Origin of the sequence: uncultured Bacillus sp. (assembly GCF_958411575.1) — a bacterium.
In the GTDB taxonomy this organism is placed as follows: domain Bacteria; phylum Bacillota; class Bacilli; order Bacillales; family Bacillaceae; genus Bacillus; species Bacillus spizizenii.
The window spans coordinates 14,667-40,645 of sequence record NZ_CATYRA010000002.1 but is presented as its reverse complement, the minus strand read 5'-3'; the positions used below and the strand labels follow the sequence as shown (position 1 = coordinate 40,645).

The window sequence follows — 25,979 nt, the reverse complement described above, 5'->3', positions numbered from 1 at the left end:
TTAAGCCCTCCTCATTAAAAAAGAAGATAATTTCTCAATAAATGTCTGTTTGTCTTCTTTGTGTCTTGTTTCTTCTCTTTCAAACAAGGCGTCCGCTAACAGACGGACTGACCGGCTGGCTTTTGCCTGAGGACTTTTTATGAAAAAAGGAACCTGTTCGACAACTGCTTTGCTCACGATCGCATCGTCAGAAACGGAACCGGCAAACTGAACCTGAGCATCCAAAAACATATGAATCGTGCGGGAAAGGCGGGTAAAAGCGTCTAGCCCTTCCTTTTGATCACGGCACCGATTGACAGCCACCTTCATCGAAAGTTTATTTTCTGTCAATACCAAGTGCTTGACAGCGCTGTAAGCGTCCATAATGGCCGTCGGTTCGGGAGTTGTTATGATCAAAATATCTTCTGCCGATAAAATAAAAGGCAGCTGATCTTTTGATAAGCCCGCTCCCATGTCAAACAGCACGTAATCGAACTGGCTTAACGCATGAGAAAGCTCATTAGCAAAAAACGCCCATATTCTCTGGTCCAGCTGAAACATTACATTCAGGCCGGTTCCCCCTGCTATATACCGCAAACCCTTTGGCCCAGTGGATAATGACTGCATCAAAGGCTTGCGATCGGTTAATACATCGATAATCGTGGCGGACGATGAGTTTCCCATTAATATATCAATGTTCCCCATCCCAATATCAAGATCAATAAGCAGTACCTTCTTACCTTTATCCTGCAGTGCAAGGGCCATGTTTAAAGTAATATTGGATTTGCCGACACCGCCCTTGCCGCTGATGACAGCAAGTGTCTTCGCTTTTTGTGAATAAACCATTGGCAGAACACGCTGACGCTTTTCCATTTTCGCCCGTAAGGTTGCTGCTTGGTCAAATCTGTTCATCTGCACAGCATCCTTACAAAATCAAGTGGAGATACAGTCTGTATATCCTCCGGCACATTCTGGCCATTCGTGATAAACCCGGCCCCTATTTTTGATTCTGCCAGTATATTAAATACAGAACCTAAGGAAGTAGTCTCATCTATTTTCGTAAAAATAAACTGATTGACAGGGACGGATGAAAATCGTTTGACAATATGCTTCATATCTTCATATTTTGCAGTCGCGGATAAAACGAGAAATGACTGAATGCTGCTCTCAAAAGGAATCGTTTCTTTCAATTCATCAATGTATTGCTGCTCCTTGAAGTTTCTTCCGGCTGTATCAATAAACACATGATCATACTCAGAAAATAACTCCTTCGCCTGCTGGAATTCTTCTTTTGTATAGCAAACTTCCAGAGGAGCCTGCAGCAGTTCAGCGTATGTTTTCAACTGTTCAACAGCTGCTATCCGATACGTATCTGTTGTAATAAAAGCGATTTTTTTCTGTTTTTCAAGCATAGATATGGCTGCGAGCTTAGCCAGCGTTGTTGTTTTTCCCGCCCCTGTTGAACCAAACAGCACGATATACTTTGAGTGAATAGGCTCCTGCCACTTGTCTGCTGAGGGCAGCGTATCGCATAGTATATCCTGAAGTTTGCCGGCCACGTTTTCTTCCGTCAGACCGCCCGCTTCCACAGAGCATCGAAGCAATTTTTTCAGCGCGCTCGTCTTGGTTGACTCTTTAATCCCCGTTTCTTGCAGAAGCTTTTCTGCTTTTCGCAGCGGTTCAGGAAGTACAGATTGATAAGCTGAAAAATCAGCGGGCTCATGTTGCGCCGGAATTTGAGGGGGATATATCCTCTCCTCTATTTTCGGACTGCTGACTGGAGTTTTTAATGTTTGTTTCGGCTCAGCTGCTTTCTGAGGCGTTTTATTCTCAAGAAAGTCCTGATCCAATACGGCAATTACTTCAACAGCAGGCTTGTTGATGAGTCCGAACCATTTTCGCTTTTTAATTTTTTTCGAATTTAATATGACCGCTTCATTACCTAACTCTTTTCTAATGAGAAGTGCCGCTTCTTGCATTGAAGCAGCAGTAAATTTTTTTATTTTCATTAAATATCCACCACTCCAATGCTTTGTACCTCAACATTCGCCTCAAGTTCGTTATAAGAAAGTACCGGAAGATCAGGGAAGTATCGTTCAAGAAGCTGTTTCACATACATTCTGACAGGCGGCGAGCAGAGAAGAATCGCAGTTTCCTGACGTAATGAGAGCTGTTCGGCTTCTTTAGCAACCGAGCGCACAATACTTTCTGAAACATCTGGTTCAAGCGACAAATAATTCCCGTGTTCCGTTTGCTGTACACCATCTGCAATTGCCTTTTCTACACGACCCGAACAGGTAACAACCTTCAACACTTCATTTTCTTTGGCAAACTGGGCTGTAATTTGTTTAGCCAATGCCTGTCTTGTATACTCGGTCAAAAGATCAGAATCTGTTGTTAATTTTCCATAGTCGGCAAGCGTTTCAAAAATCGTTACTAAGTTTCGGATTGAAACTTTTTCTTTTAAAAGCTTAGCCAGCACCTTTTGAATATCACCGACAGACAACGGATTTGGCGTAACCTCTTCCACAAGGACTGGATACGTTTCTTTCAAGTGGTCGATCAGTTGTTTCGTCTCCTGCCTTCCGATCAATTCGTGGGCATACTGCTTAATTTTCTCCGTAATATGGGTCGAAACGACTGAAGCAGGATCGACAACTGTATAACCAAGCATGTCAGCTTCATCTTTTACCGATTCGCTAATCCATTTTGCCGGCAGTCCGAATGACGGTTCCACTGTTTCAATCCCTTCAATGAGATCGTCTTCAGGTGTAGGCGACATCGCTAAATAATGATCAAGCAACAGCTCGCCTTTTGCTACTTCGTTACCTTTAATTTTCAATCGGTATTCATTAGGCTGCAACGCTATATTGTCTCTGATGCGCACGACAGGAATGACAAGCCCGAGTTCCAGAGCCAACTGACGGCGTATCATGACAATTCGGTCTAATAAATCACCGCCTTGATTGGCATCAGCAAGCGGTATCAAACCATACCCAAACTCAAACTCTATTGGATCGATGTGCAGAAGCTGAACAACGCTTTCAGGGCTTTTAAGATCGTCAACCTCAGCCTCTTCCTCGAGAATCTCTTCCACTTCTTCTTTTTCCTTACCTGATTTAGATAGCATATAAGCGCCGAAAGCAAGCAGTCCTGCAAGCGGCCCCGTCAGAAAAATGCCAATCGGAGTGAAAATACCAAGAAGCAAAATCGTAGATGCTGCGACGTATAAAAGCTTTGGATAAGCAAACAGCTGACCTGTAATGTCATGCCCTAAGTTTCCTTCAGATGCAGCCCTTGTCACGACAATACCCGTAGCTGTAGAAATTAACAGCGCCGGAATTTGCGAAACAATTCCATCCCCTACAGTCAGCATCGTAAATTGTGAAGCGGCCTCTTGAATGGACATCCCCTGCTGAAGCATTCCGATCACGATACCAAAAATAATATTGATCATCACAATGATGATTCCGGCAATCGCGTCGCCTTTTACAAATTTACTGGCACCGTCCATTGCTCCATAAAAGTCTGCTTCTCTTGCCACTTTTTCGCGGCGGTGCTTCGCTTCCTGTTCGGTAATCATCCCTGCGTTTAAGTCAGCATCAATACTCATCTGCTTCCCTGGCATTGCATCCAGCGTAAACCTTGCTGCAACCTCGGAAACACGTTCAGCACCTTTCGTAATGACGATAAACTGAATAATAATAAGGATGATAAATACAACGAGTCCAACTAATACATTTCCGCCGACAACGAAATTTCCGAAAGTCTCGACGACTTTTCCTCCTTCACCATGTGAAAGAATAGAACGGGTAGTTGAGACGTTCAAGCCCAAACGAAATAAGGTTAAAAGCAGCAACAGTGACGGGAAAATCGAAAACTGAAGCGCTTCCTGCATATTCATTGTGGTAAGAAGCACGATCAATGCAAGAGAAATATTAATAATGATCAAAATACTTAACAGCCATGGAGGAAATGGAATCACCAGCATCGCCACAATGAGGACAACACTTATTAAAACGGATAAATCTCTTGTTGACATGCTGTTTTTTCTCTCCTTTTAAATCGAAAAATTCAATATACTTTTTGTTTTGTTTTATATACGTAAGCCAGAATTTCTGCCAAGACTTTAAAAAATTCTTCCGGCACTGCCTGGTCGATTTCTACCTGATCATATAACGCACGGGCAAGCGGTCTGTTTTCTACCATCATGACATCATGCTCTTTAGCAATTTTCCTGATTTTTAACGCCAGGTGGTCGACACCTTTTGCAACAATATAAGGAGCGTCCATTTTTTCTTCATCATATTTCAAGGCAATCGCATAGTGGGTCGGGTTTGTGATAATGACATCTGCTTTGGGAACTTCTTGCATCATCCGCCTCATCGCCATTTCCCGCTGTCTTTGTTTAATTTTAGACTTGATAATCGGGTCTCCTTCAGATTTTTTGTACTCATCTTTTATATCCTGCTTTGACATTTTGATATTTTTCTCATAGTCAAATCTCTGATATAAATAGTCGAGACCAGCAAGTAACAACAAAGCCCCTGCACCGCTCAGCCCCATCCACAAGGTGAGTTTTGAAACAAAAGAAAGTGCCTCTTCAGGTGTCAGGAGCGGGAGCCGGAGAATTTCTCCATAATGCAGCCAAAGCACAGCGAAAGCCGCAAAACCGACAACGGTGATTTTCAATATGGATTTAATTAGCTCTACAATCGCCCTCATACTGTATATTCGTTTAAAGCCTTTGATCGGGTCCAGCTTTTCAAGCTTAGGCTGTATCACTTCAGCAGAAAACAAGAACCCAACCTGCATATAGTTGCTGACGACCCCAGCGACAAGAGCGACAAGCATAATCGGTGCAAGCACAAAGGCAGTATCCTTTAATAAGCTGATAAACAGTGTATGAACATTTGCTTCTGAGAGCTTCATTGTGAGCGACTCGGTATAAAATGTTTCTAAAAATGACAGCAGCCTGTCCCTCATAAACGGCCCAATCGCAATGAGCGAAAGGAATATCACTAATAAAGAAACGGCAGTATTAACATCTGCGCTTTTGGCAACCTGTCCTTTTTTTCGCGTATCCTTCCGTTTTTTCGGAGTAGCTTTCTCTGTCTTCTCTCCCGCAAAAAACTGCAGGTCAATTCTAAGCTTCATTAAGAAACACCGACCAATGCTAAAAGATTCCGCATCGTTTCAATCGTTAAACTGAAGACATTCCGCACAACGACGAACATAACGGACATACACACAATGAGCATGATGAAACTGATAGCGATCTTTAAAGGCAGACCGACCACAAATACATTTAATTGCGGAACAGTTCGAGCCACGATACCTAATGCTAAATCAACAAGAAACAAACTAGCCACAACCGGCGCTGACATTTGAAAAGCGATAATAAACATCGCATTAAAGCTTTTCGCGATAAAATAAGCAAACTTTTCATCGCCGAAATTCGGAAATGCCTGATCAACTGAAATATACTGAAAGCTGTAGAAAATACCGTCCAGTAGTAAATGATGGGCATTGACACTCAGCATAAACAAAAGTGCCATCGTATAGATAAACTGGCCGATTAACGGACTTTGTGCACCTGTCTGGGGATCAATAACGTTCGCAATTGAAAAACCCATTTGAAAATCAATAAACGAGCCGGCAATCTGTACTGCAGCAATCATCATATAAGCAATTAAGCCTAGACAGAGGCCAACCAAAGCTTCTTTAAACGTCAAGAGCATATATTGCCCATCTATCTCCAAAGAGGGAGGTTTATCAATGGTGCTGAAACAAATGACCGCGAGAAAAAAAGCAAATCCAATACGATGAACTGCTGGAACATTTCGGTGTCCGAATAGCGGAATCGTTACAAAAAAAGCAGAGATTCTAATAAAAACCAATAAAAAAGCAGGAAATAAGTCAATAATTGAATTCATCTCTACATTACCCTGCAAAACGGTTTAAATTAGAAAACAGCTCTGTTGTAAATGAAAGAATGGTGGACAGCATCCATGGACCAAAAAAAATCAGGGCCAGAAGAACCGCCACGATTTTCGGAATAAACGCCAAAGTCTGTTCCTGGATTTGAGTTGTCGCCTGAAATATGCTGACGATTAAACCGACCAGTAAAGCGATAGCCAATAATGGCCCGCTGATCATCAGCGTTACGTATACGGCTTTTTCCGCCATAGAAATTACAAATTCTGAACTCACGTTTAGCACCTACCCTAAAAGCTCTGAAGCAAAGATTTCACAATTAAATACCAGCCGTCTACTAAAACAAAAAGTAATATTTTAAAGGGCAGAGAAATCATAACTGGAGGGAGCATCATCATTCCCATAGACATTAAGACGCTCGCCACTACCATATCTATAATTAAAAATGGGATAAAAATCATAAAACCTATTTGAAACGCTGTTTTGAGCTCCGATATGGCAAAAGCGGGAACCATTGTTGTTAGCGGAATATCTTTTAATGATTCGGGTTTATCCATTTTCGCGTAATTCATAAACAGCGCCAGATCCTTCTGCCTTGTGTGTTTACTCATAAATTCTTTAATCGGTTCCTCAGCTTTCGAATACGCTTCGTCCAAGCTGATTTTGTTGTCCATCAATGGGGTCAGCGCTTCTTTATTAATCTCTGAAAAAGTAGGAGCCATAATAAAGAATGTTAAAAACAGCGCAAGTCCGATAAGAACCTGGTTTGGCGGCATAGATTGCGTCGCCAGTGAAGTCCTGACAAATGACAGAACAATGACGATGCGAGTAAAACAAGTCATAAGAATCAATATTCCAGGCGCCACTGAAAATACAGTTAACAATAATAGTAATTTAACAGTTGAACTTACGTTTTCCGGATCGCTTGAACTGAAAATATTTATAAACTCATTCATGATGACGTGGGCCTTTCTTCTTTCCTTCAGAACGGTTTTGTTTTAACTCTTCAAGCTGCTCTTTTAATGCTTTTGAAAATGAAGGCAGTTTTTGCTGCGGCTGATGTTCAGAACCCTTCAGCGGCTTCACAAACTTTTGCCACTCTATTTTGCTTGACATTGCCTCTTCATGCTGGCTGAGAATCACTTCAATCTCTGTTTCATCCTCAATTTCTTTTAACAGCTGGATCGTCTCTCCTACACCGACGACGAGCACACTTTTTCCGACTTTGATCAATTGGATGGATCTGTTTTGGCCGACCGATGTGCCGCCAATATTTTCAACATATTGAAAAGGCTTTAGGAGCCGATTTCTTTTGTTCATGAGCTTAACCAGCCCGTAAATCAGCACGATAACAAACAATAAAGCGAAAATCATCTTCACAAAATCAAAAGCTGAGACAGAAGGAGCAGCCGCTCCCTCCGTCTCATCAGCAGTTTGTGTTGTTTTTTCTTCCTTTTGCTCTGATTTATCTGCAGTTTTTTCATCTTTCTTTTGAAACCATTCGTTTACAGTTGAATTATCAGAGTCTGCCGCCGCAGCAGCAATCGGATGTACACTGAATAAAACGAAAAAACAAATAAAAACAATGAAATATTGACTCTTTTTCAACAGTCGTACACCCTTTAACTTAATGTTTTGTTGATTGCTTCAAGCACACGGTCTGCCTGGAAAGGTTTTACGATAAAATCCTTGGCGCCTGCCTGAATAGCATCGATAACCATTGATTGCTGTCCCATAGCAGAACACATAATGATTCTTGCCTGTGCATCAATTTGTTTAATTTCTTTTAATGCTGAAATACCATCCATTTCTGGCATCGTAATATCCATAGTAACGAGGTCAGGAGAATGCTCTTTATATTTTTCTACTGCCTGTGCTCCATTTTCAGCTTCCGCCACTACTTCAAAACCGTTTTTTACCAAAATATCTTTAATCATCATTCGCATAAATGCTGCGTCATCTACAATTAAAATTCTGTGTGCCATAATCTATCTCTCTCCTTGTGTTTCGTTATTTTAAATTATTAATGCGCTCTGCCTGGCTTAAAATGTCAGTGACTCTTACTCCGAAGTTTTCTTCAATGACAACGACCTCGCCTTTGGCAACGATACGCTGATTAACTAAAATATCTACCGGCTCCCCGGCTAATTTATCAAGCTCAATAATACTTCCGGCAGAAAGCTCCAAAATTTCTTTTACACTTCTCTTCGTTCTGCCAAGCTCAACAGTGATCGAAAGCGGGATATCCAAAAGCATATCCAGATTGTGAATAGGGGCTTGTGAAGCCTCGTTTGGATCAAACGCGGAAAATTCAACCGGTGAAACCTGAACTGGCGCTGCTTTTTTCGGTGTTCCCTGCCTTTTTGGCGGCTGCTGCTGTTGCTGCTGTGGTTCAATACGCGGCTCTGGCGTCACAGGCTCTTTCGGCTGCTCATATGTAACATCAGGCTGCGGCGTTGTTTCTTCCTCTGCATTTCCTGTATTCATAAGGCTTGAAATTAAATCTTTCGCAAATGTCAGCGGGTAAAGCTGCATAATGCTGGAGTCTATTAATTCTCCCACCTTTAAGTTGAAAGAAACTTTCACCAGCATTTCATCATCAGGAATACGGTCAGTTCCCTTTTTTTCAGTGACATCGAGCAATTCAACCCGAGGCGGTGAAATATCAATTTTTTTGCTGAATACAGTAGACATTGATGTAGCTGCCGATCCCATCATTTGGTTCATCGCTTCTTGAACCGCACTTAAATGGATTTCACCCAGTGAAGGGTCGGCGCCTTTTCCGTCTCCCCCGATCATTAAGTCAGCAATGATGGCCGCGTCATTTTGTTCCACGACCAGCAGGTTGCTGCCGCTGAAGCCCTCCGTATAATTTACTTCAATCGCTACATACGGTTCAGGAAACGCATCGCTGATTTTACTTTTAGGAATGACAGTTACGCTCGGAGTCGTAATATCGACCTTTTGATTTAAAAGCGTTGATAGTGCTGTCGCAGAACTGCCGAATGAAATATTTCCGATTTCACCGATCGCATCACGCTCCATTTCCGATAAGTCATGTACTTCCGGAACCTCTGGCTCATCCAGCGTGCTGCCTGTGCCGTTAAGAAGCGCGTCAATCTCATCTTGAGATAATCTATTATTCTCCATCTTGTTCACCTCTTATGTCGTGATCTAAAATTTGCACTGCCTGTTTTCGATTCACCCGGCCGGCTTGTCCTAAAAATTTCGGCTTATCTCCGACCAATACAGTAAGAGGATCCGTGACTGATTTGTCCAAAGTTATGCAGTCTCCGACTTCTAAACTTAAAAACTCTTCTATTGTCAGTTCAGATGTGCCGAGCTCGGCCACGACAGGTATTTGTGCTGTCATGATACGTTTTTCAAGCGACTTTGTTTCCTCAGGCTTTGGCTCATTTCTATCTGATTGCATCCAATAGTGGACTGAAAGCTTCGGTATGAGCGGCTCGAGGACGATATGCGGGATACAGAGATTTATGACACCGCTGATTTCACCGATTTGGGTATTGAGTGAGATCACCACGACTGTTTCATTAGGAGATACCATCTGAACGAATTGCGGATTCACTTCAAACTCAGTCATTTCCGGTTCAATATCAGCAATTGACTGCCAAGCTTCTTTATAATTTCCCAGTGCATTTTCAAATAAATTAGAAATGATTTTTGTTTCAATTTCTGTCAAGCTGTCTACCTTATTATGACTGATTCCAATTCCGCCCATTACCCGATCCATCATCGTATATGCAATTGTCGGGTTAACCTCCATCATAATCCTACCTTCCATCGGATGGACGTCAAACAGATTCAAAATCGTCATGTTCGGGATGGATCTGATAAATTCCTCATAAGGGACCTGGTCAACAGAGCTGACAGATATGTGAATATAGGTCCTGAGCTGAGCAGAAAAGTGAGTAGTAAGAAGTCTTGCAAAATTGTCATGAATTCTCGTTAGACTGCGGATCTGATCCTTGGAAAACCGCAGCGCACGTTTGAAATCATAAACTTTCACTTTCTTCTCTTTTTCTTCTTTTTTCAGCTCTTCAGCGTCCATTTCACCGGTTGATATTGCAGAAAGCAGCGCATCTATTTCATTTTGGGAGAGAACTTCTCCTGACATTTTCCTCACCTCCGTATTCTGTCAAATTATTGTTTATTGCAGATTAAAGGAGGTAATATACACTTTTTCTACTTTTCCTTCTTGGAGGTAGCTATTTAATTTTTCTTTTAGTTCCTTCTTAAAGGTTTCTTTTCCCTTGTCTCCCTCAATCTCATTAGCATTCGTATCAGCAAGCAGTGATATGACAGCGTCCTTCACTTGAAAATCACGTTTTTCAAGTTCTTCTTTTGATTTATCAGAGTCAGTTTCAAGTTTAATAGCAAGCCGGATAATGTTATCAGACTTTAAATTTGTTGTGATCTCTTCTACATCAACAGAAGATGCAACGATTTCATCAATACTTTTTTTCGCTTCACTTTTTTCTTCGGACTTTCCGCCTAAAACAAAATAAGCCGCCGCCCCGAGAGCACCAATTACGATAAGAATAATTAGTAAAATGATCATTAATTTTTTCTTCATTCCGGTTCCTCTATTCCTTGATCCATTGAAAATATTTGTATTTTTCGGTAGAAAGATGCGATCTTTTCCAGAACAGCTTCTTCATCTTCTTTTACTACAAACTTCTTACCGTTTGAAAGAGTGATTGTAGTATCCGGAAAGCATTCAATCTGTTCAATAAATAGCGCATTCAGTGTAAAGGGCTGCCCATTCAAACGGGTTACTTTAATCATAAAACAGCGGAGAAGCGGTTACTCGCCTCCCCTCCCTCCTTAACGTTTAAGGTTAACCAGTTCTTGAAGGATTTCATCAGATGTTGTAATAATTTTTGAGTTTGATTGGAATCCGCGCTGGGCAACAATCATTTCAGTAAATTCGTCAGTTAAATCAACGTTAGACATTTCGAGAAATCCTGATTTAAGTGAACCTGTACCTCCATCACCAGGCTGGTTGGCTGCACTGGCAGTCCCAGAGTTTAAAGACTCACGGTATAAGTTACTTCCGACTTTATCCAAACCGTCACTGTTTGCAAAAGTGACAATCCCGATTTGTCCGCCGTCTTGCGTTTGACCGCCCGCATCAACAATTGACACCTTTCCATCAGAACCAATACTAAAGCTTTGCGCATCAGTAGGAATTTGAATTGTTCCCCCATTCATATTTAATACATGGTAGCCATCACCTGTAACCAACGTTCCAGTATTATCTAAATAGAAGTTTCCTGCTCTTGTATAAGCTATTCCGTCGCCTGTATCAATTCTAAAGTAACCATCGCCGTCAATCGCTAAATCAAGTGTTCTTCCTGTGCTTTGTGTTGCGCTTGTTGAATGAATTGTATCAATTGTGCCAGAAGATGAACCTAAACCGATCTGCTTAGAGTTCGTACCGCCTATAGTTGCACCAGCTGCAGAACCGCCGGCAATCGTTTGGCTTACCATATCTTTAAAGGTAACACGGCTCTTTTTGAATCCTACTGTATTCACGTTGGCAATGTTGTTGCCGATAACGTCAAGCTTTGTTTGAAAGTTTTTCATACCGCTGATTCCAGAATAAAGTGAACGTAACATAATAAATTCCCCCAGATTTTTTTATTTAGAAGACTGTGCTACAGACATTACATTCCACGGATTGATCTCGGTCCCATCATCAAGAATGAGATAATAGCTCCCTTTAGAATGTTTAACAGAGCTTACAGTGCCAGTTTTATCTGTTGTACTTTGACCATCAGTCCAAGATACTTCTTTTCCCAACCAATCAACATACGAAGTAAACGGATCTTGATTTTCAACGAATTGAGTCATGGTCTTATTCATGTTCATCATTTGCTCTAAGCTTGAAAAAGTCGCCATCTGACTGATAAATTCTTTGTCATCAACCGGGTTGAGCGGATCTTGGTTTTGGACTTGGGTCATTAATATTTTTAAAAACTCATCTTTCCCCAAGCTGCTATTGCTAGTCGTCACAGTGCTTGTTTTTTCAGGCAGTTTATATTCTGAACTTATAGAAGTCATTCTTCTTCCTCCATTTCAACCATCGACACTTCATCGAGGAGATCGCCGAAATCATTTGATTGCTTTTTCTGTCTTTGCTGTCTCTGCCCCTCCTGCTGCTGTTTCTGTTCATCAGAAAGCTGGCCGTATATCGGCTGATCTCCGCTTTGAACCGGGAGAGTAAAACGGTCAATTTGGACGGCCATATTCGGCAATGATTGCTTCAGCTGAGGAAGATGCTGTTCAAGCAGTTCTTTTGCTGATTGGCTCGATGCAATGATCTTACTCTGAAACATCCCATTTTCATTTGTCAGCTTGATTGTGACAAATCCTAAATGTTCAGGGTTCAGCCGAATGGTGAAACTTCCCGTCGATCTGCCGAATGGCGTATATTTCATCTGCTTCCATGCATTGATCACTTGATCAGCCACCGTTTTTGTTTCGGCAGCCGGTAAATCAGATGACATTTGCTGCAGATCAAGTGCTTGAATTCCTCCTATGCTCCGGTACCCTGAAAACAGCATTTGGAGTCCTGATTTACTATCTACAGGCTGATTACTTCCAGATGCGTCCGGTGCAATTTTACTGGATGAACTTTGCGAGAGCGGTGCGAGGGCACGCTTTTCAAAGTCTTGCGATGATTCGGATGATTTCGATAACAAGAAAGCTTTCAGCTGACTTTCAGCTAAATTCCATTCTTTAGTCCCTTTTTGAGGAAGCATAGACATTTGTTCCATTAAGCTTTGAAAGCTTTTCAGCTCTGACGCTGTCATCAAATAAAGTTTTGAACTTGACTCATCTTTAGTGAATATTTGCTGTTTAAGATCCTGAATCAGCTGTTGAGATACGCCCTTTTTTTCTAATGCAGAAAGAAATTGATCTCCATTCTGATAAATGACATGAGCTTCATTGCCATTCCCGCGGTCAGACAGCTTACTCCCTTCTAGCAGCTGACTAATGAACATCTGGATAAGGACAAGTTCTTTATCACCCTCAGATACTTCATTCTCCTGATTTGGTCGCTCTGTATCAAACTTCAGTTCTCCATTAATGTCAGCAGCAGAACCATTGGCAACCAGAGCCGTTTTACCTTCTGAAATGGTTTTCTTCACTTCTGCGAGTAATTGATCCGTCCCTTCGGACATTTTTGATTCAACTGCTTGCAACAGATTCTGCAGCATTTGCTGAGCGGTTTCATCCAACTGCTTCCCTGTTAGTTTGCTTAATGTTTGCAGAAGTTCCGCTTTTTGTTTGTCTTGATCTTCAGGACTTGCATTTAGCCAATCACTGATTTTTTTAAGCGCATCTGCTAAAAGCTGATCACTGGAATCAGGAGTTCCCTTTCCTTGTTCTGAGAGTTCCTTCAATCCGGTCTCAGACATAAGCCAGTTTTGAAAAACTCCCTGGTTGCTTTTCATGGTTTTAGCCACAGTCCCCGCTGTAGTTTGCAGCAAAGGTCCCGCAAATTCAAGCAGCTTCACCTTAAATCCCCCTATTCTTGGCTGGCAGCAATTTTTTCTGTATAAGTTGCTGCTTGCTCAGGAGTCATTTTCGCCAATATGTCAGCAAGCTGCTTTTTGCTTAGGCCATTCAATATTTTTAGCGCTTCTTGCTCCTTTAATTGGGCAATAATTTTAGCAGCCTTTCCGCTGTCCATACTTTTATATACACTGATCACTTTGTCATTTTCAGAAGAAGAATTCGAGCCTGATGCATTTTCAGTATTATCTTCTGATGACTTTTTTTGATCCTCCGCCGTCTTTTCAAGTGAACGGATCTTTTGATTGAGTCTGTCGATTTCAGATTTACTCGTTTCTAAATCTTTATTCAATATACTGATTTCACTTTTTTGATCCTTAATGGTCTTTTCCAGAGCTGCCGTATTACTGCTATCCTTATTTGATGCTGTGTCTTTTTTATTTTCGGTTTCAGGAACCAATTCTTTTAGAACCGGCGTTTTTGCCGCAGCTTCCTGTATCGGCTTTAAAACATTGACACCAGCAGCCCAAAGAACAATCCCCCCTGCGATTAGTAGAAACATCAGCGGAAGGATAATGATAAGCAAAACCGAACGGAACTTACCTGATTCTTTCTTTTTGCCGGACATTACATTCGCTCCTAATGGCCTTGAATCATAAACTGCTTAATCGAAATATCATCCATTTCTTTCATCTCAGCAGCTTTGTCTTCAATAGCAAACATTTTAAACTGTTTTTCACGCATTTTTTCAAACTTTTTCACTTCAATATTTTTCTCTGTCAAAATTTCTTGTTTTTGATTCATTTGATTTCTTTTCATAATCACAAGCTTTTGATAGTGATAAATCGTATTTTCAAGATTCGAGACAAATTGCTGGTAATGCCTCATTTCTTGTACACTCATGCCGCTTTTCAATTTCTTTTCCTTATCTTGTTCAAGCAATTCCTTTTTGCTCATATTCTCATATAATTTTTCAGCAACGTTTTCAAATTCAGAAACGGATTGCTGATACTCGGATAAGGATTGATCTTTCTCATTTTCTTTTAGTTCCAGCAGCTTCTGGAATCTAAATTGATAAGCCACGTTTATTCCTCATTTCCTGTCAAACTAGTTAATGCAGCAATACTTTCTTCCAATAGTGCTGATTCGTCTGTTCCCTGTTTTAAAAATTGAATAAGTTGCGGATAAAATTGTATCGCTTCATCAATTTCTCTTGAGGATCCTCTTTTGTAAGCTCCGATATTAATGAGATCTTCTGAATTTTGATATGTCGATAAAAGTTCACGGAATTTATTTGCTGCATCTAGGTGTTGCCTTGTCGATATGTTTGACATCACCCTACTGATGCTTTTTAGTATATTAACTGCAGGAAACTGGCCTTTATTGGCAAGAGCCCTGTCCAATACAATATGTCCGTCTAAAATTCCGCGAACAGTGTCAGCAATCGGCTCATTCATGTCATCCCCGTCTACCAATACTGTATAAAACGCGGTAATGGTTCCGTGTTCATTTGCACCAGTTCGTTCTAATAAACGAGGTAAAATAGCGAACACAGAAGGTGTATAGCCTTTTGTCGTCGGAGGCTCTCCGGCGGCCAGTCCAATCTCTCGCTGCGCCATTGCCACCCTTGTAACAGAATCCATCATAAACATGACATTTTGGCCTTTATCGCGGAAATACTCAGCAATTGCCGTTGCTGTATATGCCGCTTTCAATCTCATTAATGCTGGCTGATCTGAGGTGGCAACGACTACAATCGATCGTTTCAGCCCCTCATCCCCAAGATCTTTTTCAATAAACTCCCTAACCTCTCGCCCGCGTTCCCCCACCAGTGCAATGACGTTTAAGTCTGCCTCTGTCTGCTTGGCGATCATCCCCATTAATGTGCTTTTTCCGACACCGCTTCCTGCAAAAATGCCAATCCTCTGGCCTTTACCGACTGTCAGCAAGCTGTCAATTGATCTGACTCCGACTCCCATCTTTTCACGGATAGGCGGCCGTTTCATCGGATTAGGCGGTGATTGCTCCGTCGATACAGGCGAAAGCCCTTTCGGCAAAAGCTTGCCGTCAAGCGGCTCTCCAAAAGCATCTATGACTTGTCCGATCAGTCCGGCTCCGACTTTAACCCGAAGAGATTCACCAGTGGCTTCTACAATGCTGCCGGGTGCAATGCTTGCAGCCTCTAAATAAGGCATAAGGAGAATACTTTCTTCCTGGAAGCCGACAACCTCAGCTTTAATGACGTTCCCAGATTGCCCTTTTGCATAAATCAGGCACACGTCGCCAATTGAGCTTGCAGGCCCTTTTGATTCAATCATCAGGCCGATCACCCGCTTGACTTTTCCGTACCGTTTATACGAGTCCGTCATTTCTATACAATCTATCAGACTCTGTGTCTTCATTCAGCTGCCCCCGCTTCCAGCGCTGTCAGAAGTTTATCTTTCAATTGCATCAATTGTGTGTCAACACTCGCATCTACCCTGCCAAAAGGAGTTTCAATATAACAGGATCCTTTTGGAGCTTTTTCATCAGCATATATGCCAAGCCGGCATTCTTTATAAAGCAGCTGCTGGATTTCATCTTTTTGCTGAAAGACTGTCTCATAGTAATATGGATCCACATATATTGATATATCGTCATATTCCTTTACTTCGTTTATGACCTGTTTCACTAGCAGGAGAAAAGCCTCTTTATCATCAGATTTTTGCTGCCAAACTTTTTTAGCTAGTGCAACGGCAAGCTCAACGATTTCTTCATTAGCGTTTTCAAGCTTATCCTCAACAGCTTTTCTGGACATTTCAATTATGCTGTTTGCTTGATCGATCAGCTCGCCATACTGTTGAAGCGTCTCAGCTTTTCCTAATGCCACACCTTGTTCAAAGCCCTCGGCTTTTGCTTCCTCAATCAGCTTCTGTTTTTCAGCCGCCCAATCATTTTTTTCCTGCTCAATTTGACGGCGAATATTTTCTATATGGCTGTTTGCCTGCTCAGAAATCCGGTCAGCTTCCTCTTTCACCCGGGCCATAAGCGCTTCTGGGTTCTCTTCAGCCTGCAAAAGGTGAGAATGATCAATACGCACCTCTTGGACAGAGAGTTTTCTTCTTTCCTTTTGTGGAGAAAAAGATGATTCTTGTTTAATGATATTAGACAATAATATCGTCCCCTCCGCCTCTTGCTATCACAATTTCACCGGCTTCTTCAAGCTTTCTGACGATGCTTACAATTCTTGATTGAGCTTCTTCTACATCTTTCAAGCGTACAGGGCCCATAAATTCCATTTCTTCTTTAAAGGTTTCAACCATACGCTGTGACATATTGTTGAATACAATTTCTTTGACTTCTTCGCTTGCAACCTTTAATGAAAGGAGCAGATCGTCGTTTTCAACATCGCGAATGACTCTCTGAATTGCGCGGTTATCAAGTGTAACAATATCTTCGAAGACAAACATCCGCTTTTTAATTTCTTCAGCCAGATCGGGATCCTGAATTTCCAATGAATCCAAGATCGTCTTCTCTGTTCCTCTGTCTACCCCGTTTAACACTTCAACAACAGCTTCAATTCCGCCTGTTTGTGTATAATCTTGAGTAAAGGCAGAAGATAATTTTTGTTCCAGAATCCGTTCTACCTCATTAATAATTTCAGGTGACGTTCTGTCCATGACCGCGATTCTTCTCGCAACCTCAGCCTGCACTTCAGGATTCAGCTCGGATAAAATTTGCCCAGCTTGCACAGGATCTAAATAAGACAAGATTAAAGCCATCGTCTGCGGATGCTCTTGCTGTATAAAATTCAAAATTTGTTCGGGCTCCGCTTTTCTGGCAAAATCAAATGGTTTAACCTGTAAAGAAGAAGTCAGCCTGTTTAGAATGTTTTCCGCCTTATTCTCTCCAAGCGCCTTCTCAAGAACTTGTCTCGCATAGCTTAGGCCGCCTTGAGAAATATAATCTTGCGCAATGGCTATATTATGAAATTCTTCTATAATTTCATCCTTTTTTTGATGATCGACACTTCGAACACCTGATATTTCCAGGGTAAGCCTTTCAATTTCTTCATCGGTTAAGTGCTTATATACAGAAGCTGACACATCTAACCCCAAGGAAATCATGAGAATGGCTGCTTTTTGTTTTCCTGTAAGCTTATCTTGATCACGTCTCGCCATTTCTAATTCCTCCTAATCCTCGGCCAGCCAGCTTCTCAGCAGTTTTGCAAAATCTTCCGGCTTGTCTTTCGCCATCTTTTCAAGCTGTTTTCGTCTGACTGTTTCCGCTGTTTCATTTTCCTCTTCATTGATATCAGGCAAATTGATTGGTTCTTGAGGAACTTCATACTCATATTCCTCAAATTCATCCTCTTGCGCCCGTTTCTTTCTGACAAGCATAATGATCAGAACAATGATCGCTGCGATTAAAACACCGCCTACGATATATGCCCACAGCGGGATACCTGAAGATTTTTCTGTATTTGTATCCAAGTTGACTTTCCCGTCAAATGGCTGAACGGAGACCACAATTTTATTATTAATATCTTCATCAGAAAGGTTCTGGTTTTGTGTTGCATCCTTATCTAGTGATGTTCTGACTACAGTTGAGAGGATTTTTTGTATATCATCCTGTCTTTCAGTTGATAGCGACGCTGTATTTTTGGCATCAGGCGGCTCTACCATTACTTGAATCCCTAAATCTCTGACCTTATAAGGACTTTCAGCGATTTCTTTATGGATTCGGTTAACCTCGTAATTGATTTTATTGCTGCTTTTTTCGTAGTTCCCACTTTCGGTATTTTCACCGTCAGCTTCATAATTTGTTACATCTTCGTCGCCGGTTCCGGCAGTTCCACCGTTGGCAGCACCGTCACCCTGGTATGTTTCAGATACCTTTTCAGCGCTGACTGCAATGCCTTCCATGTTTTCTTTATCAACAGGCTCGACAATGTCTTCTGTGCGATTTTCTTTAGTGAAATCAATGTCTGCTGTAACGGAGACAACGACTTTATCTTGTCCCATCATCGTTCCAAGCAGTGACTGAACATGTTTTTGAATGTCTTTTTCAACTTGGGACTTAATTCCCTGCTGAGAAGAATAACTATCCGCGTAGGACCCTGCATCGCTGTCTGATTTGTCGTAGTATGTAGAATTTTGGTCCATGATGACGATGTTATCTTCTTTTAGGTTCGGTACACTTTTCGATACCAGATGATACAATCCGTTGATCTGGCTTTGTTCAAGTGTGTAGCCCGGCTGAATCTGCAGAACGATTGATGCAGATGCTGCAGATTGCTCCTCACCGACAAACACTGCGTCTTTCGGGAGGTTAATCATTACTTTTGAATTTTTGATACCGTCCATTTCATTGATCAAATTTGACAGTTCTGTCTGTGTGGCTTTCACTTTCACCATATCAAACTCATTATCTGTCAAACCAAAGCCGGCATTCTGCCCAAAAAATGAATAATCAATTGATCCAGTTTTGGGGAGTCCTTCTGCAGCCATCTGCACTTTTAAAGAATCAACCTGATCTTCTGGAACACTAATTACTGTACCGCCATTCGAAAGTTCGTTTGGCACTTTTTTTGCATCCAGTTCTTCTTTGATTTGCCCTGCTTCTTCGGCAGACAAATCCTTGTACAGCGGTGCCATTTTAGAACTTGAAGCAAAAACACTAATAATAATTCCAATAATAATAATTGCCGCTAAAGCACTAATCATTAAAATCTTTTGTAATTTAGATCTATTTTTCCAAAACTCACTCGTTTTGTTTTTCATTTGCATTAGAGTACGATTCATGTTAACCCCCGGTCATTCCACTCTTTCTCTTAATCGTCAGACCCCCTACATTTGCATTCTCATAATCTCCTGATAAGCTTCCACAGCTTTATTGCGGAACTCTGTTGCTGCAGTTAGAGAGATGCTTGCTTTTTGAGCGGCGATCATGACCTCATCAAGATTTACATCTTTTCCTGCAGCCAAGGCATTAGTCATGTTGTCAGAAGCTACTTGGGACTCATTTAACGAACTAATAGAGTTTTTTAAAAGCTCCGAAAAGCTTGTTTGATTTGAAGAATCTGTTTTTTGGCTATTGTTTACTTGATTTGTTGCATTTTGAGTGTTTTGAGTATTTTGAACCTGAAAAGGAGAAATTGCATTAATCACATTCATTCACCTTACTTTCCGATTTCTAACGCCTTCATCAGCATTCCCTTTGTGGCATTCATCGCTGTGACATTCGCCTCATATGATCTTGTGCTGCTGACAAGGTCAACCATTTCTTTCAACGGATCAACATTAGGCTTTTGTACATATCCTTCAGCGTTTGCATCAGGGTCTGTCGGATCATAGACAAGATTAAATTCTGAATCATCTTCCGTAATTTTAGAAACTTTTACACCGTTTCCAGCATTGCCGCTTCCGCTCATTTGAGAATTGAGAATGGAAGAGAACGATTCACCTTTTGACTGAAGGGAAACCATTTTTCTTCTGTAAGGCATCCACTCTCCGTTCACCTGCTTAGCTCTTGTCGTATCCATATTTGCCAAGTTAGACGATACAACGTCCATTCTGACTCGCTGAGCTGTTAAAGCAGATGCTGAAACATTTAAGCTATGAAAAGCTGTCATCATTTTCCTCCTGTTAATACGGTCTTCAGCGAATTAAATTTACCGTTCATTCTCTCAACTAATGCTTGATAGTTGATTTGATTTTGTGCCAATTCTGTCATCTCTTTGTCAACGTCAACATTGTTTCCATTTTGCTGATACGATGTATCTCCGCTCGTTACAATTGAATAATTCGAATCAGTTCCAGAAAAATCAATATGACGATAGTCTGTTTTTATCGCTTCAAGACGAGAGGATTCTTGATCTAATAAATTTTGGAAAGAGACTTTTTTCGCCTTATAGTTCGGTGTATCTATATTGGCGATATTATTAGTTATGACTTTTTGCTTAATATCCGCTCTGCCCAAGGCATTTTCAAGATTTTGTATCGTTCCAGAAAATAAGCTCAAATCCACTTACCTCCATTTCAGTTTTTTTCACCCTCAATATCCTTGTCGAGAATTGTAAAACTATATGCTTATTGTAAGAAATAACAGGCATAAAGTCTATGAAGATCGTGTAAAAAAATGTCCTCACAATTATCTATTTTATAACTAGGTATATAGTCCTAGATTGTTAGAACTACATTTTCCTCCTTAATATAAGCCTGAAAATAGCAGAATTTCTGTTTTTTCTATAATCTTTTCGTCATTTTTGAGCCTTTTTAAAGACATTTATGAGATTTATTAAAATTATTACAAAGAAAGACTTTCAACCCAGGAAATAAAGCTTATTGATTTCCTTTATTTGAAACAAAAAAGAACCCCTTAAGAGGGGGTTCTTTGCGTGATTAATGAGATTTTAGATTTTCTAATTCGATTAGGAATTTATTGTTTAGGACTTTGATATAAGTACCTTTCATTCCTAATGATCTTGACTCGATAACACCCGCGCTTTCCAGCTTTCTGAGTGCATTCACAATAACAGAACGGGTAATCCCGACGCGGTCAGCGATTTTACTTGCAACGAGAAGACCTTCGTTTCCGTCAAGCTCTTCAAAAATGTGCTCAATTGCTTCAAGCTCACTGTAAGAAAGAGAACTGATAGCCATTTGAACGACAGCTTTGCTTCTTGCTTCCTCTTCGATTTCTTCTGCTTTTTCTCTCAGGATCTCCATACCGACAACTGTAGCGCCGTATTCAGCGAGAATTAAGTCATCGTCATTAAATTGATCCTGTAAACGTGAAAGAATGAGTGTTCCTAATCTTTCTCCGCCTCCGATGATCGGTACAATTGTTGTTAAACCAGCTTGAAACAAGTCTCTGTTCTCAACAGGAAAAGCAGTATATTCACTATTAATGTCCAAGTTAGAAGATGTTTCAGGGACGTTAAATAGATTTTTCGTATATTCTTCAGGGAATTGACGATCCTCAAGCATTTTTTTCATACGATCATTTTCAATTTGCTGGTTAATAGAATATCCAAGGAGTTTGCCTCTGCGGCTTACAACGAAAATATTGGAATCAATTACATCCCGCAGCGTCTCCGCCATTTCCTTGAAGTTTACCGGTTTCCCTGCCGCAGCTTGCAGCATGGAGTTAATAATTCGTGTTTTTTGTAATAAAGCCATGATAAATAATCCTCCTAAACGTTCCTCTTATTAAATTTTTCACAAAATAAATTGACTTAAATCTTTGTTTTTTGCTATCGTTCCGAGCTTTTCTTCGACATACTGTGGTGTAATCGTTATTTTCTCCATTGTTACATCAGGAGCTTCAAACGACAGATCTTCTAATAAGCGTTCAAGTATTGTATGAAGGCGTCTCGCACCGATATTATCTGTGTCCTGGTTCACATGATAAGCAACTTCAGCAATCTTATGAATAGCTTCGTCAGAAAATTCAAGAGATATACCTTCTGTCTGCAAATTGTTTCAGCAGTGCATTATCCGGCTCAACCAAAATTCTCACGAAGTCGTCTACCGTGAGTTTGCTCAATTCTACACGAATCGGGAAACGCCCCTGCAGTTCAGGAATCAAATCAGATGGTTTGGCCATATGAAACGCTCCTGCTGCAATAAATAACACATGGTCAGTTTTTACCGAACCATATTTAGTAACAACGGTAGAACCCTCAACGATTGGGAGGATGTCGCGCTGAACGCCTTCTCTAGATACATCGGCAGAAGATGACGCGCCGCCGTTTTTTGCAATTTTATCAATCTCGTCGATAAAGATAATTCCGCTCTCTTCTGCTCTCTGAACAGCTTCCTGGCTGACTTCATCCATATCGATGAGTTTGCTTGCTTCTTCATTCGTCAGGACTTTTCTGGCTTCTCTGACTGTCATTTTGCGTCGTTTCTTTTTCTTTGGCATTAATCCGCTCAGCGCATCCTGCATATTCATGCCCATCTGCTCCATACCCGAGCCCTGCAGCATGTCAAACATAGAAGGCTGTTGTTCTTCGACTTCTACTGTTACATAGTAGTCTTCGAGCTCTCCTAAAGCCAGCTGATGCGCCATGCGTTTTCTTTTTTCTTCAATGTTTGCTTCTTCCTGGCTCTCCGCCTCATCTTCGCCGTTCGGCTGGCTGCCGCCAAAAAACATCTCAAACGGATTTTTAACGCCTGATTGTTTTTTCTTCCCAGGAACTAACAGACGAACAATGCGTTTGTTTGCATTTTCTTCTGCCTGCTCCTTTACTTCATTCATTTTCTCTTCTTTGATAAGCCGAACAGAAGTTTCCACAAGGTCTCTGACCATTGATTCAACATCTCTGCCTACATAGCCGACTTCAGTAAATTTTGTTGCTTCAATTTTGATAAATGGCGCACCTGAAAGCTTGGCAATTCGTCTTGCAATTTCAGTTTTCCCAACGCCAGTAGGCCCCATCATTAAAATGTTTTTCGGAACGACCTCGTCCTTCAGCTTTTCATCCAGAAGACTTCTTCTATAGCGGTTTCTTAATGCCACGGCGACAGCTTTTTTCGCGTTTTGCTGACCGACAATATATTGGTCTAACCGATCTACAATCTGTCTTGGTGTTAACGGTTGTTTTTCCATGCGCCTCAAGTCCTTTCTATTCAAGCTCTTCCAGTATGATTTGATCGTTCGTGTAAACACAGATTTCGCCTGCTGTTTCTAACGCGGCTCTAGCAATCTCACTTGCAGACATGCTGTCACCGGCATGCTTTTTCAGAGCTCTTCCGGCTGCCAGAGCGTAATTGCCTCCTGATCCAATCGCGAGAATGCCGTCATCTGGTTCGATCACCTCGCCTGTTCCCGATACGAGAAGCAAAGTATCCTGATTCATAACTATCAGCATGGCTTCAAGCTTTCTAAGCACTTTATCGCTACGCCATTCCTTCGCAAGCTCAACAGCTGCCCGTTTTAAGTTGCCGTTATATTCTTCAAGCTTAGCTTCAAACTTTTCGAATAATGTGAAAGCGTCTGCAACAGATCCTGCAAACCCGGCAAGAACCTTGCCGTTAAACAGTTTTCTCACTTTTCTTGCAGTGTGTTTCATGACAACAGCCTGACCAAATGTCACTTGGCCGTCTCCGGACATAGCGCTTCTTCCCTTATGCTGTACGGCAAATATTGTGGTCGCATGAAAAGATGACATAAAGGGCCTCCTTTAATTTTTCTTAAAAGCTCTTGGATGGTGAGACATATATGTGTTTCTCAACATTTCCTTCGAAACGTGCGTGTATATCTGTGTCGAAGACAGATTGGAATGCCCAAGCAGTTCCTGAACGCTTCTTAAATCTGCTCCTTCGTTTAACAGATGAGTGGCGAACGTATGTCGAAGCATATGCGGATGGATATGTAAAGTGCCAGACGCTTTTTGAACAAGCCCGCTTAAAATATGCCTGATGCCTCGGGCTGTAAGCGGTCCGCCTCTTTGATTTACGAATAATAGATCATGAGGTTCTTTTGCTTTCATCAGCAAGCACTGTCTCCCGCTATTCATATATACCTTCAACGCTTCGCGGGCGTAAGACCCAAAGGGGATATAGCGCTGCTTCTTGCCTTTACCGTGAACAAGCACAGTGTCCATAAATAAGTCAACATCGTTAACAGTTATGGAACAGCATTCACTGACCCTCATTCCGGTGGCATAGAGAAGCTCTAACAGCGCTTGATCCCTCATTCCGGTCGGCTGGCTTATATCTGAAACTTCAAACAGCTCTTCAAGCTCTTTTTGATATAAAAACTTTGGTATCCGTTTCTCTTGTTTCGGCAGATGAACAAGCTGAAACGGATTTTCTTCAACAAGTTTTTCCCGCATCAGAAACTTATAAAAGCTTCTTAATGCAGATATCTTTTTGCTTATTGTTCTTCTCGATAAACCTTTTTCATAGGCTTCTGTCAAAAAAATCCTAGTATCTTGATATACAGCTTTTTCAAATCCATTTATACCTTGAACGCGCAGGAAAGTCTCGAATTCTTCAATTGAATCCACATAATTCACAATAGTATATTGTGAATAATTTTTTTCAATTTGTAAATATTCAACGAATAACTTTACGAAATTCTTAACATTCTCCATGCCTAATACCTCCCCAGGAAGGGCTTTTAAATGGTATCACAAATCGCGTTCAGGTTGCAATCAATACCTATATTGTTTTCGAAATTGTTTGAATTGTCTCGATCGCACGGTTCGCGTATTGTTCATTACGCTCTTTTTTATTTTTAATTTTAACAGGCAATTCTTTTAAAAGCCCAAAGTTTGCATTCATCGGCTGGAAGTTCTTCTGGTTTGTTGTTGTAATATAGTGAGCCATGCTGCCTATTGCTGTTTCCTGAGGGAAAGTGACAAGCTCTTCTCCTAAAACAAGTTTAGCCGCGTTAATACCTGCTACCAGTCCTGAGGCAGCGGATTCCACATATCCTTCTACTCCCGTCATTTGGCCTGCAAAGAATAGATCACTGCGGTTTTTAAATTGATATGTCGGTTTTAACAGGCTTGGAGAGTTAATGAAAGTATTTCTGTGCATCACGCCGTATCTGACGATTTCTACGTTTTCAAGTCCTGGAATCAATTTGAGAACTTCCTTTTGGTCTCCCCATTTTAAATGAGTCTGGAACCCTACAATATTATAGAGTGTTCCCGCTGCATCATCCTGTCTGAGCTGAACGACAGCATGTGGACGTTTTCCTGTAACAGGATGCTCTAAACCAACCGGTTTCATCGGTCCGAAAAGCATTGTTTTCTTTCCCCGTTTTGCCATGACTTCAATCGGCATGCAACCTTCAAAGAAAATTTCTTTTTCAAATTCTTTTAATGGGACTGTTTCTGCTGATGTTAATGCTTCATGAAAACGGTCAAACTCTTCTTCTGTCATCGGGCAGTTTAAATATGCCGCTTCACCTTTATCATAACGAGATTTCAAGTACACTTTATCCATATCAAGGCTGTCTTTTTCTACAATTGGCGCCGCTGCGTCATAAAAATACAAATAGTCCTCGCCAGTCAGCTCCTTCAGCTGTGCAGACAGCGATTCAGATGTTAACGGACCCGTTGCGATAATGGTAGGACCTTCAGGAATTCCAGTCACTTCTTCATTAATAACAGTTACGTTTGGATGATTTTTCACCCGATTTGTCACACTTGCGGCAAATTCATGACGGTCTACTGCGAGAGCGCCGCCGGCAGGCACCGAACATTCGTCAGCAGCCGCGATGATGGCTGAATCAAGCGCCCGCATTTCTTCCTTTAATACACCGACAGCGTTAGCAAGCGTATTGGAACGCAGAGAGTTGCTGCACACAAGCTCGGCAAATTTATCTGTATGGTGCGCAGGCGTTTGTTTAACAGGGCGCATTTCAAATAGATTGACTTGAATCCCTCGTTTGGCAAGCTGCCACGCCGCTTCACTTCCTGCGAGTCCGGCTCCGATTACATTCACTGTTTGTTGGTTCATCTTTCACATCTCCTAGTTTATTATTCAAGGCCTTCTTTTAACACACAAAGAAGGTGAGCA

General features: G+C 41.3%; 29 protein-coding genes and 1 pseudogene. All 30 read right to left on the bottom strand.

The features are described 5' to 3' along the window. The gene (gene flhG / locus Q5C82_RS04045; RefSeq protein ID WP_079996359.1) at positions 1–897 is read right to left on the bottom strand and encodes a flagellum location/number ATPase FlhG; all 897 of its coding nucleotides are present in this window, start codon (positions 895–897) and stop codon (positions 1–3) included. Then, positions 888–1,988, bottom strand: a complete 1,101-nt coding sequence (gene flhF, locus Q5C82_RS04040) for a flagellar biosynthesis protein FlhF (protein ID WP_003220897.1) — start codon at positions 1,986–1,988, stop codon at positions 888–890. The genes flhG and flhF overlap by 10 nt, the downstream gene beginning before the upstream one ends. Then, positions 1,988–4,021: a flagellar biosynthesis protein FlhA gene (gene flhA, locus Q5C82_RS04035; RefSeq protein WP_003220895.1), complete on the bottom strand. Its 2,034-nt coding sequence runs from the start codon at positions 4,019–4,021 to the stop codon at positions 1,988–1,990. The genes flhF and flhA overlap by 1 nt, the downstream gene beginning before the upstream one ends. A 32-nt stretch (positions 4,022–4,053) precedes the next feature. Further along, positions 4,054–5,136, bottom strand: coding sequence for a flagellar biosynthesis protein FlhB (gene flhB, locus Q5C82_RS04030; RefSeq protein ID WP_003220892.1), 1,083 nt, complete (start codon positions 5,134–5,136; stop codon positions 4,054–4,056). Then, complete coding sequence (fliR, locus tag Q5C82_RS04025) at positions 5,136–5,915, bottom strand: flagellar biosynthetic protein FliR (protein WP_003220890.1); 780 nt, start codon at positions 5,913–5,915, stop codon at positions 5,136–5,138. Before fliR ends, flhB begins: the two co-directional genes overlap by 1 nt. A 7-nt stretch (positions 5,916–5,922) precedes the next feature. Continuing rightward, entirely contained in the window at positions 5,923–6,192 is a 270-nt protein-coding gene (gene fliQ / locus Q5C82_RS04020; RefSeq protein ID WP_003220888.1) for a flagellar biosynthesis protein FliQ, read from the bottom strand. 14 nt (positions 6,193–6,206) lie between these two features. Further along, positions 6,207–6,872, bottom strand: a complete 666-nt coding sequence (gene fliP / locus Q5C82_RS04015; protein WP_003220886.1) for a flagellar type III secretion system pore protein FliP — start codon at positions 6,870–6,872, stop codon at positions 6,207–6,209. Next, positions 6,865–7,524, bottom strand: coding sequence for a flagella biosynthesis regulatory protein FliZ (fliZ, locus tag Q5C82_RS04010; RefSeq protein WP_003220884.1), 660 nt, complete (start codon positions 7,522–7,524; stop codon positions 6,865–6,867). The genes fliP and fliZ overlap by 8 nt, the downstream gene beginning before the upstream one ends. Positions 7,525–7,538: 14 nt before the next feature. Next, the gene (cheY, locus tag Q5C82_RS04005; RefSeq protein WP_003220882.1) at positions 7,539–7,901 is read right to left on the bottom strand and encodes a chemotaxis protein CheY; all 363 of its coding nucleotides are present in this window, start codon (positions 7,899–7,901) and stop codon (positions 7,539–7,541) included. A 25-nt stretch (positions 7,902–7,926) separates the two neighbouring features. Continuing rightward, positions 7,927–9,066 carry a flagellar motor switch phosphatase FliY gene (gene fliY, locus Q5C82_RS04000; RefSeq protein WP_003220881.1) on the bottom strand — a complete coding sequence of 380 codons (1,140 nt, stop codon included), beginning with the start codon at positions 9,064–9,066 and terminating at the stop codon, positions 7,927–7,929. Then, the gene (gene fliM, locus Q5C82_RS03995) at positions 9,056–10,054 is read right to left on the bottom strand and encodes a flagellar motor switch protein FliM (RefSeq protein WP_003220879.1); all 999 of its coding nucleotides are present in this window, start codon (positions 10,052–10,054) and stop codon (positions 9,056–9,058) included. Before fliM ends, fliY begins: the two co-directional genes overlap by 11 nt. A gap of 33 nt (positions 10,055–10,087) precedes the next feature. Then, on the bottom strand, positions 10,088–10,513 hold the full coding sequence (gene fliL / locus Q5C82_RS03990; protein WP_003220878.1) for a flagellar basal body-associated protein FliL: 426 nt from the start codon (positions 10,511–10,513) through the stop codon (positions 10,088–10,090). After that, entirely contained in the window at positions 10,510–10,725 is a 216-nt protein-coding gene (gene swrD / locus Q5C82_RS03985; protein WP_003220876.1) for a swarming motility protein SwrD, read from the bottom strand. The genes fliL and swrD overlap by 4 nt, the downstream gene beginning before the upstream one ends. 39 nt (positions 10,726–10,764) lie before the next feature. After that, entirely contained in the window at positions 10,765–11,559 is a 795-nt protein-coding gene (gene flgG / locus Q5C82_RS03980) for a flagellar basal body rod protein FlgG (protein WP_003220874.1), read from the bottom strand. 21 nt (positions 11,560–11,580) lie between these two features. Next, positions 11,581–12,003 (bottom strand): flagellar hook assembly protein FlgD, encoded by a 423-nt coding sequence (gene flgD / locus Q5C82_RS03975; protein WP_003220873.1) that lies wholly within the window; start codon positions 12,001–12,003, stop codon positions 11,581–11,583. Continuing rightward, the gene (locus tag Q5C82_RS03970) at positions 12,000–13,463 is read right to left on the bottom strand and encodes a flagellar hook-length control protein FliK (RefSeq protein ID WP_003220871.1); all 1,464 of its coding nucleotides are present in this window, start codon (positions 13,461–13,463) and stop codon (positions 12,000–12,002) included. The genes flgD and Q5C82_RS03970 overlap by 4 nt, the downstream gene beginning before the upstream one ends. 11 nt (positions 13,464–13,474) lie before the next feature. Beyond that, entirely contained in the window at positions 13,475–14,089 is a 615-nt protein-coding gene (locus Q5C82_RS03965) for a MotE family protein (RefSeq protein WP_003220869.1), read from the bottom strand. Positions 14,090–14,100: 11 nt separating this feature from the next. Beyond that, a complete protein-coding gene (gene fliJ / locus Q5C82_RS03960; RefSeq protein ID WP_003220866.1) occupies positions 14,101–14,544 on the bottom strand; it encodes a flagellar export protein FliJ in 444 nt (147 codons plus the stop codon). A gap of 2 nt (positions 14,545–14,546) precedes the next feature. Then, positions 14,547–15,863 carry a flagellar protein export ATPase FliI gene (gene fliI / locus Q5C82_RS03955; RefSeq protein ID WP_003220864.1) on the bottom strand — a complete coding sequence of 439 codons (1,317 nt, stop codon included), beginning with the start codon at positions 15,861–15,863 and terminating at the stop codon, positions 14,547–14,549. Next, the gene (gene fliH / locus Q5C82_RS03950) at positions 15,860–16,612 is read right to left on the bottom strand and encodes a flagellar assembly protein FliH (RefSeq protein WP_003220862.1); all 753 of its coding nucleotides are present in this window, start codon (positions 16,610–16,612) and stop codon (positions 15,860–15,862) included. The genes fliI and fliH overlap by 4 nt, the downstream gene beginning before the upstream one ends. After that, positions 16,605–17,621 carry a flagellar motor switch protein FliG gene (fliG, locus tag Q5C82_RS03945; RefSeq protein WP_003220860.1) on the bottom strand — a complete coding sequence of 339 codons (1,017 nt, stop codon included), beginning with the start codon at positions 17,619–17,621 and terminating at the stop codon, positions 16,605–16,607. The genes fliH and fliG overlap by 8 nt, the downstream gene beginning before the upstream one ends. A 12-nt stretch (positions 17,622–17,633) precedes the next feature. Then, on the bottom strand, positions 17,634–19,244 hold the full coding sequence (gene fliF, locus Q5C82_RS03940; protein WP_079996358.1) for a flagellar basal-body MS-ring/collar protein FliF: 1,611 nt from the start codon (positions 19,242–19,244) through the stop codon (positions 17,634–17,636). 45 nt (positions 19,245–19,289) lie between these two features. Continuing rightward, a complete protein-coding gene (gene fliE, locus Q5C82_RS03935; RefSeq protein WP_003238544.1) occupies positions 19,290–19,610 on the bottom strand; it encodes a flagellar hook-basal body complex protein FliE in 321 nt (106 codons plus the stop codon). Positions 19,611–19,621: 11 nt separating this feature from the next. Continuing rightward, positions 19,622–20,074 (bottom strand): flagellar basal body rod protein FlgC, encoded by a 453-nt coding sequence (gene flgC, locus Q5C82_RS03930; RefSeq protein ID WP_003220854.1) that lies wholly within the window; start codon positions 20,072–20,074, stop codon positions 19,622–19,624. Next, entirely contained in the window at positions 20,074–20,463 is a 390-nt protein-coding gene (gene flgB / locus Q5C82_RS03925) for a flagellar basal body rod protein FlgB (RefSeq protein ID WP_003220852.1), read from the bottom strand. The genes flgC and flgB overlap by 1 nt, the downstream gene beginning before the upstream one ends. Before the next feature lie 380 nt (positions 20,464–20,843). After that, positions 20,844–21,623 carry a GTP-sensing pleiotropic transcriptional regulator CodY gene (gene codY / locus Q5C82_RS03920; RefSeq protein ID WP_003220850.1) on the bottom strand — a complete coding sequence of 260 codons (780 nt, stop codon included), beginning with the start codon at positions 21,621–21,623 and terminating at the stop codon, positions 20,844–20,846. A gap of 39 nt (positions 21,624–21,662) precedes the next feature. Next, positions 21,663–23,055 (bottom strand): annotated as a pseudogene (gene hslU, locus Q5C82_RS03915) (HslU--HslV peptidase ATPase subunit). A 16-nt stretch (positions 23,056–23,071) separates the two neighbouring features. Next, positions 23,072–23,617, bottom strand: coding sequence for an ATP-dependent protease subunit ClpQ (clpQ, locus tag Q5C82_RS03910; RefSeq protein WP_003220848.1), 546 nt, complete (start codon positions 23,615–23,617; stop codon positions 23,072–23,074). Positions 23,618–23,629: 12 nt separating this feature from the next. Continuing rightward, a complete protein-coding gene (gene xerC / locus Q5C82_RS03905) occupies positions 23,630–24,544 on the bottom strand; it encodes a tyrosine recombinase XerC (RefSeq protein WP_003220846.1) in 915 nt (304 codons plus the stop codon). A 67-nt stretch (positions 24,545–24,611) separates the two neighbouring features. Next, complete coding sequence (gene trmFO / locus Q5C82_RS03900; protein WP_003220844.1) at positions 24,612–25,919, bottom strand: FADH(2)-oxidizing methylenetetrahydrofolate--tRNA-(uracil(54)-C(5))-methyltransferase TrmFO; 1,308 nt, start codon at positions 25,917–25,919, stop codon at positions 24,612–24,614. Positions 25,920–25,979 lie beyond the last annotated feature (60 nt).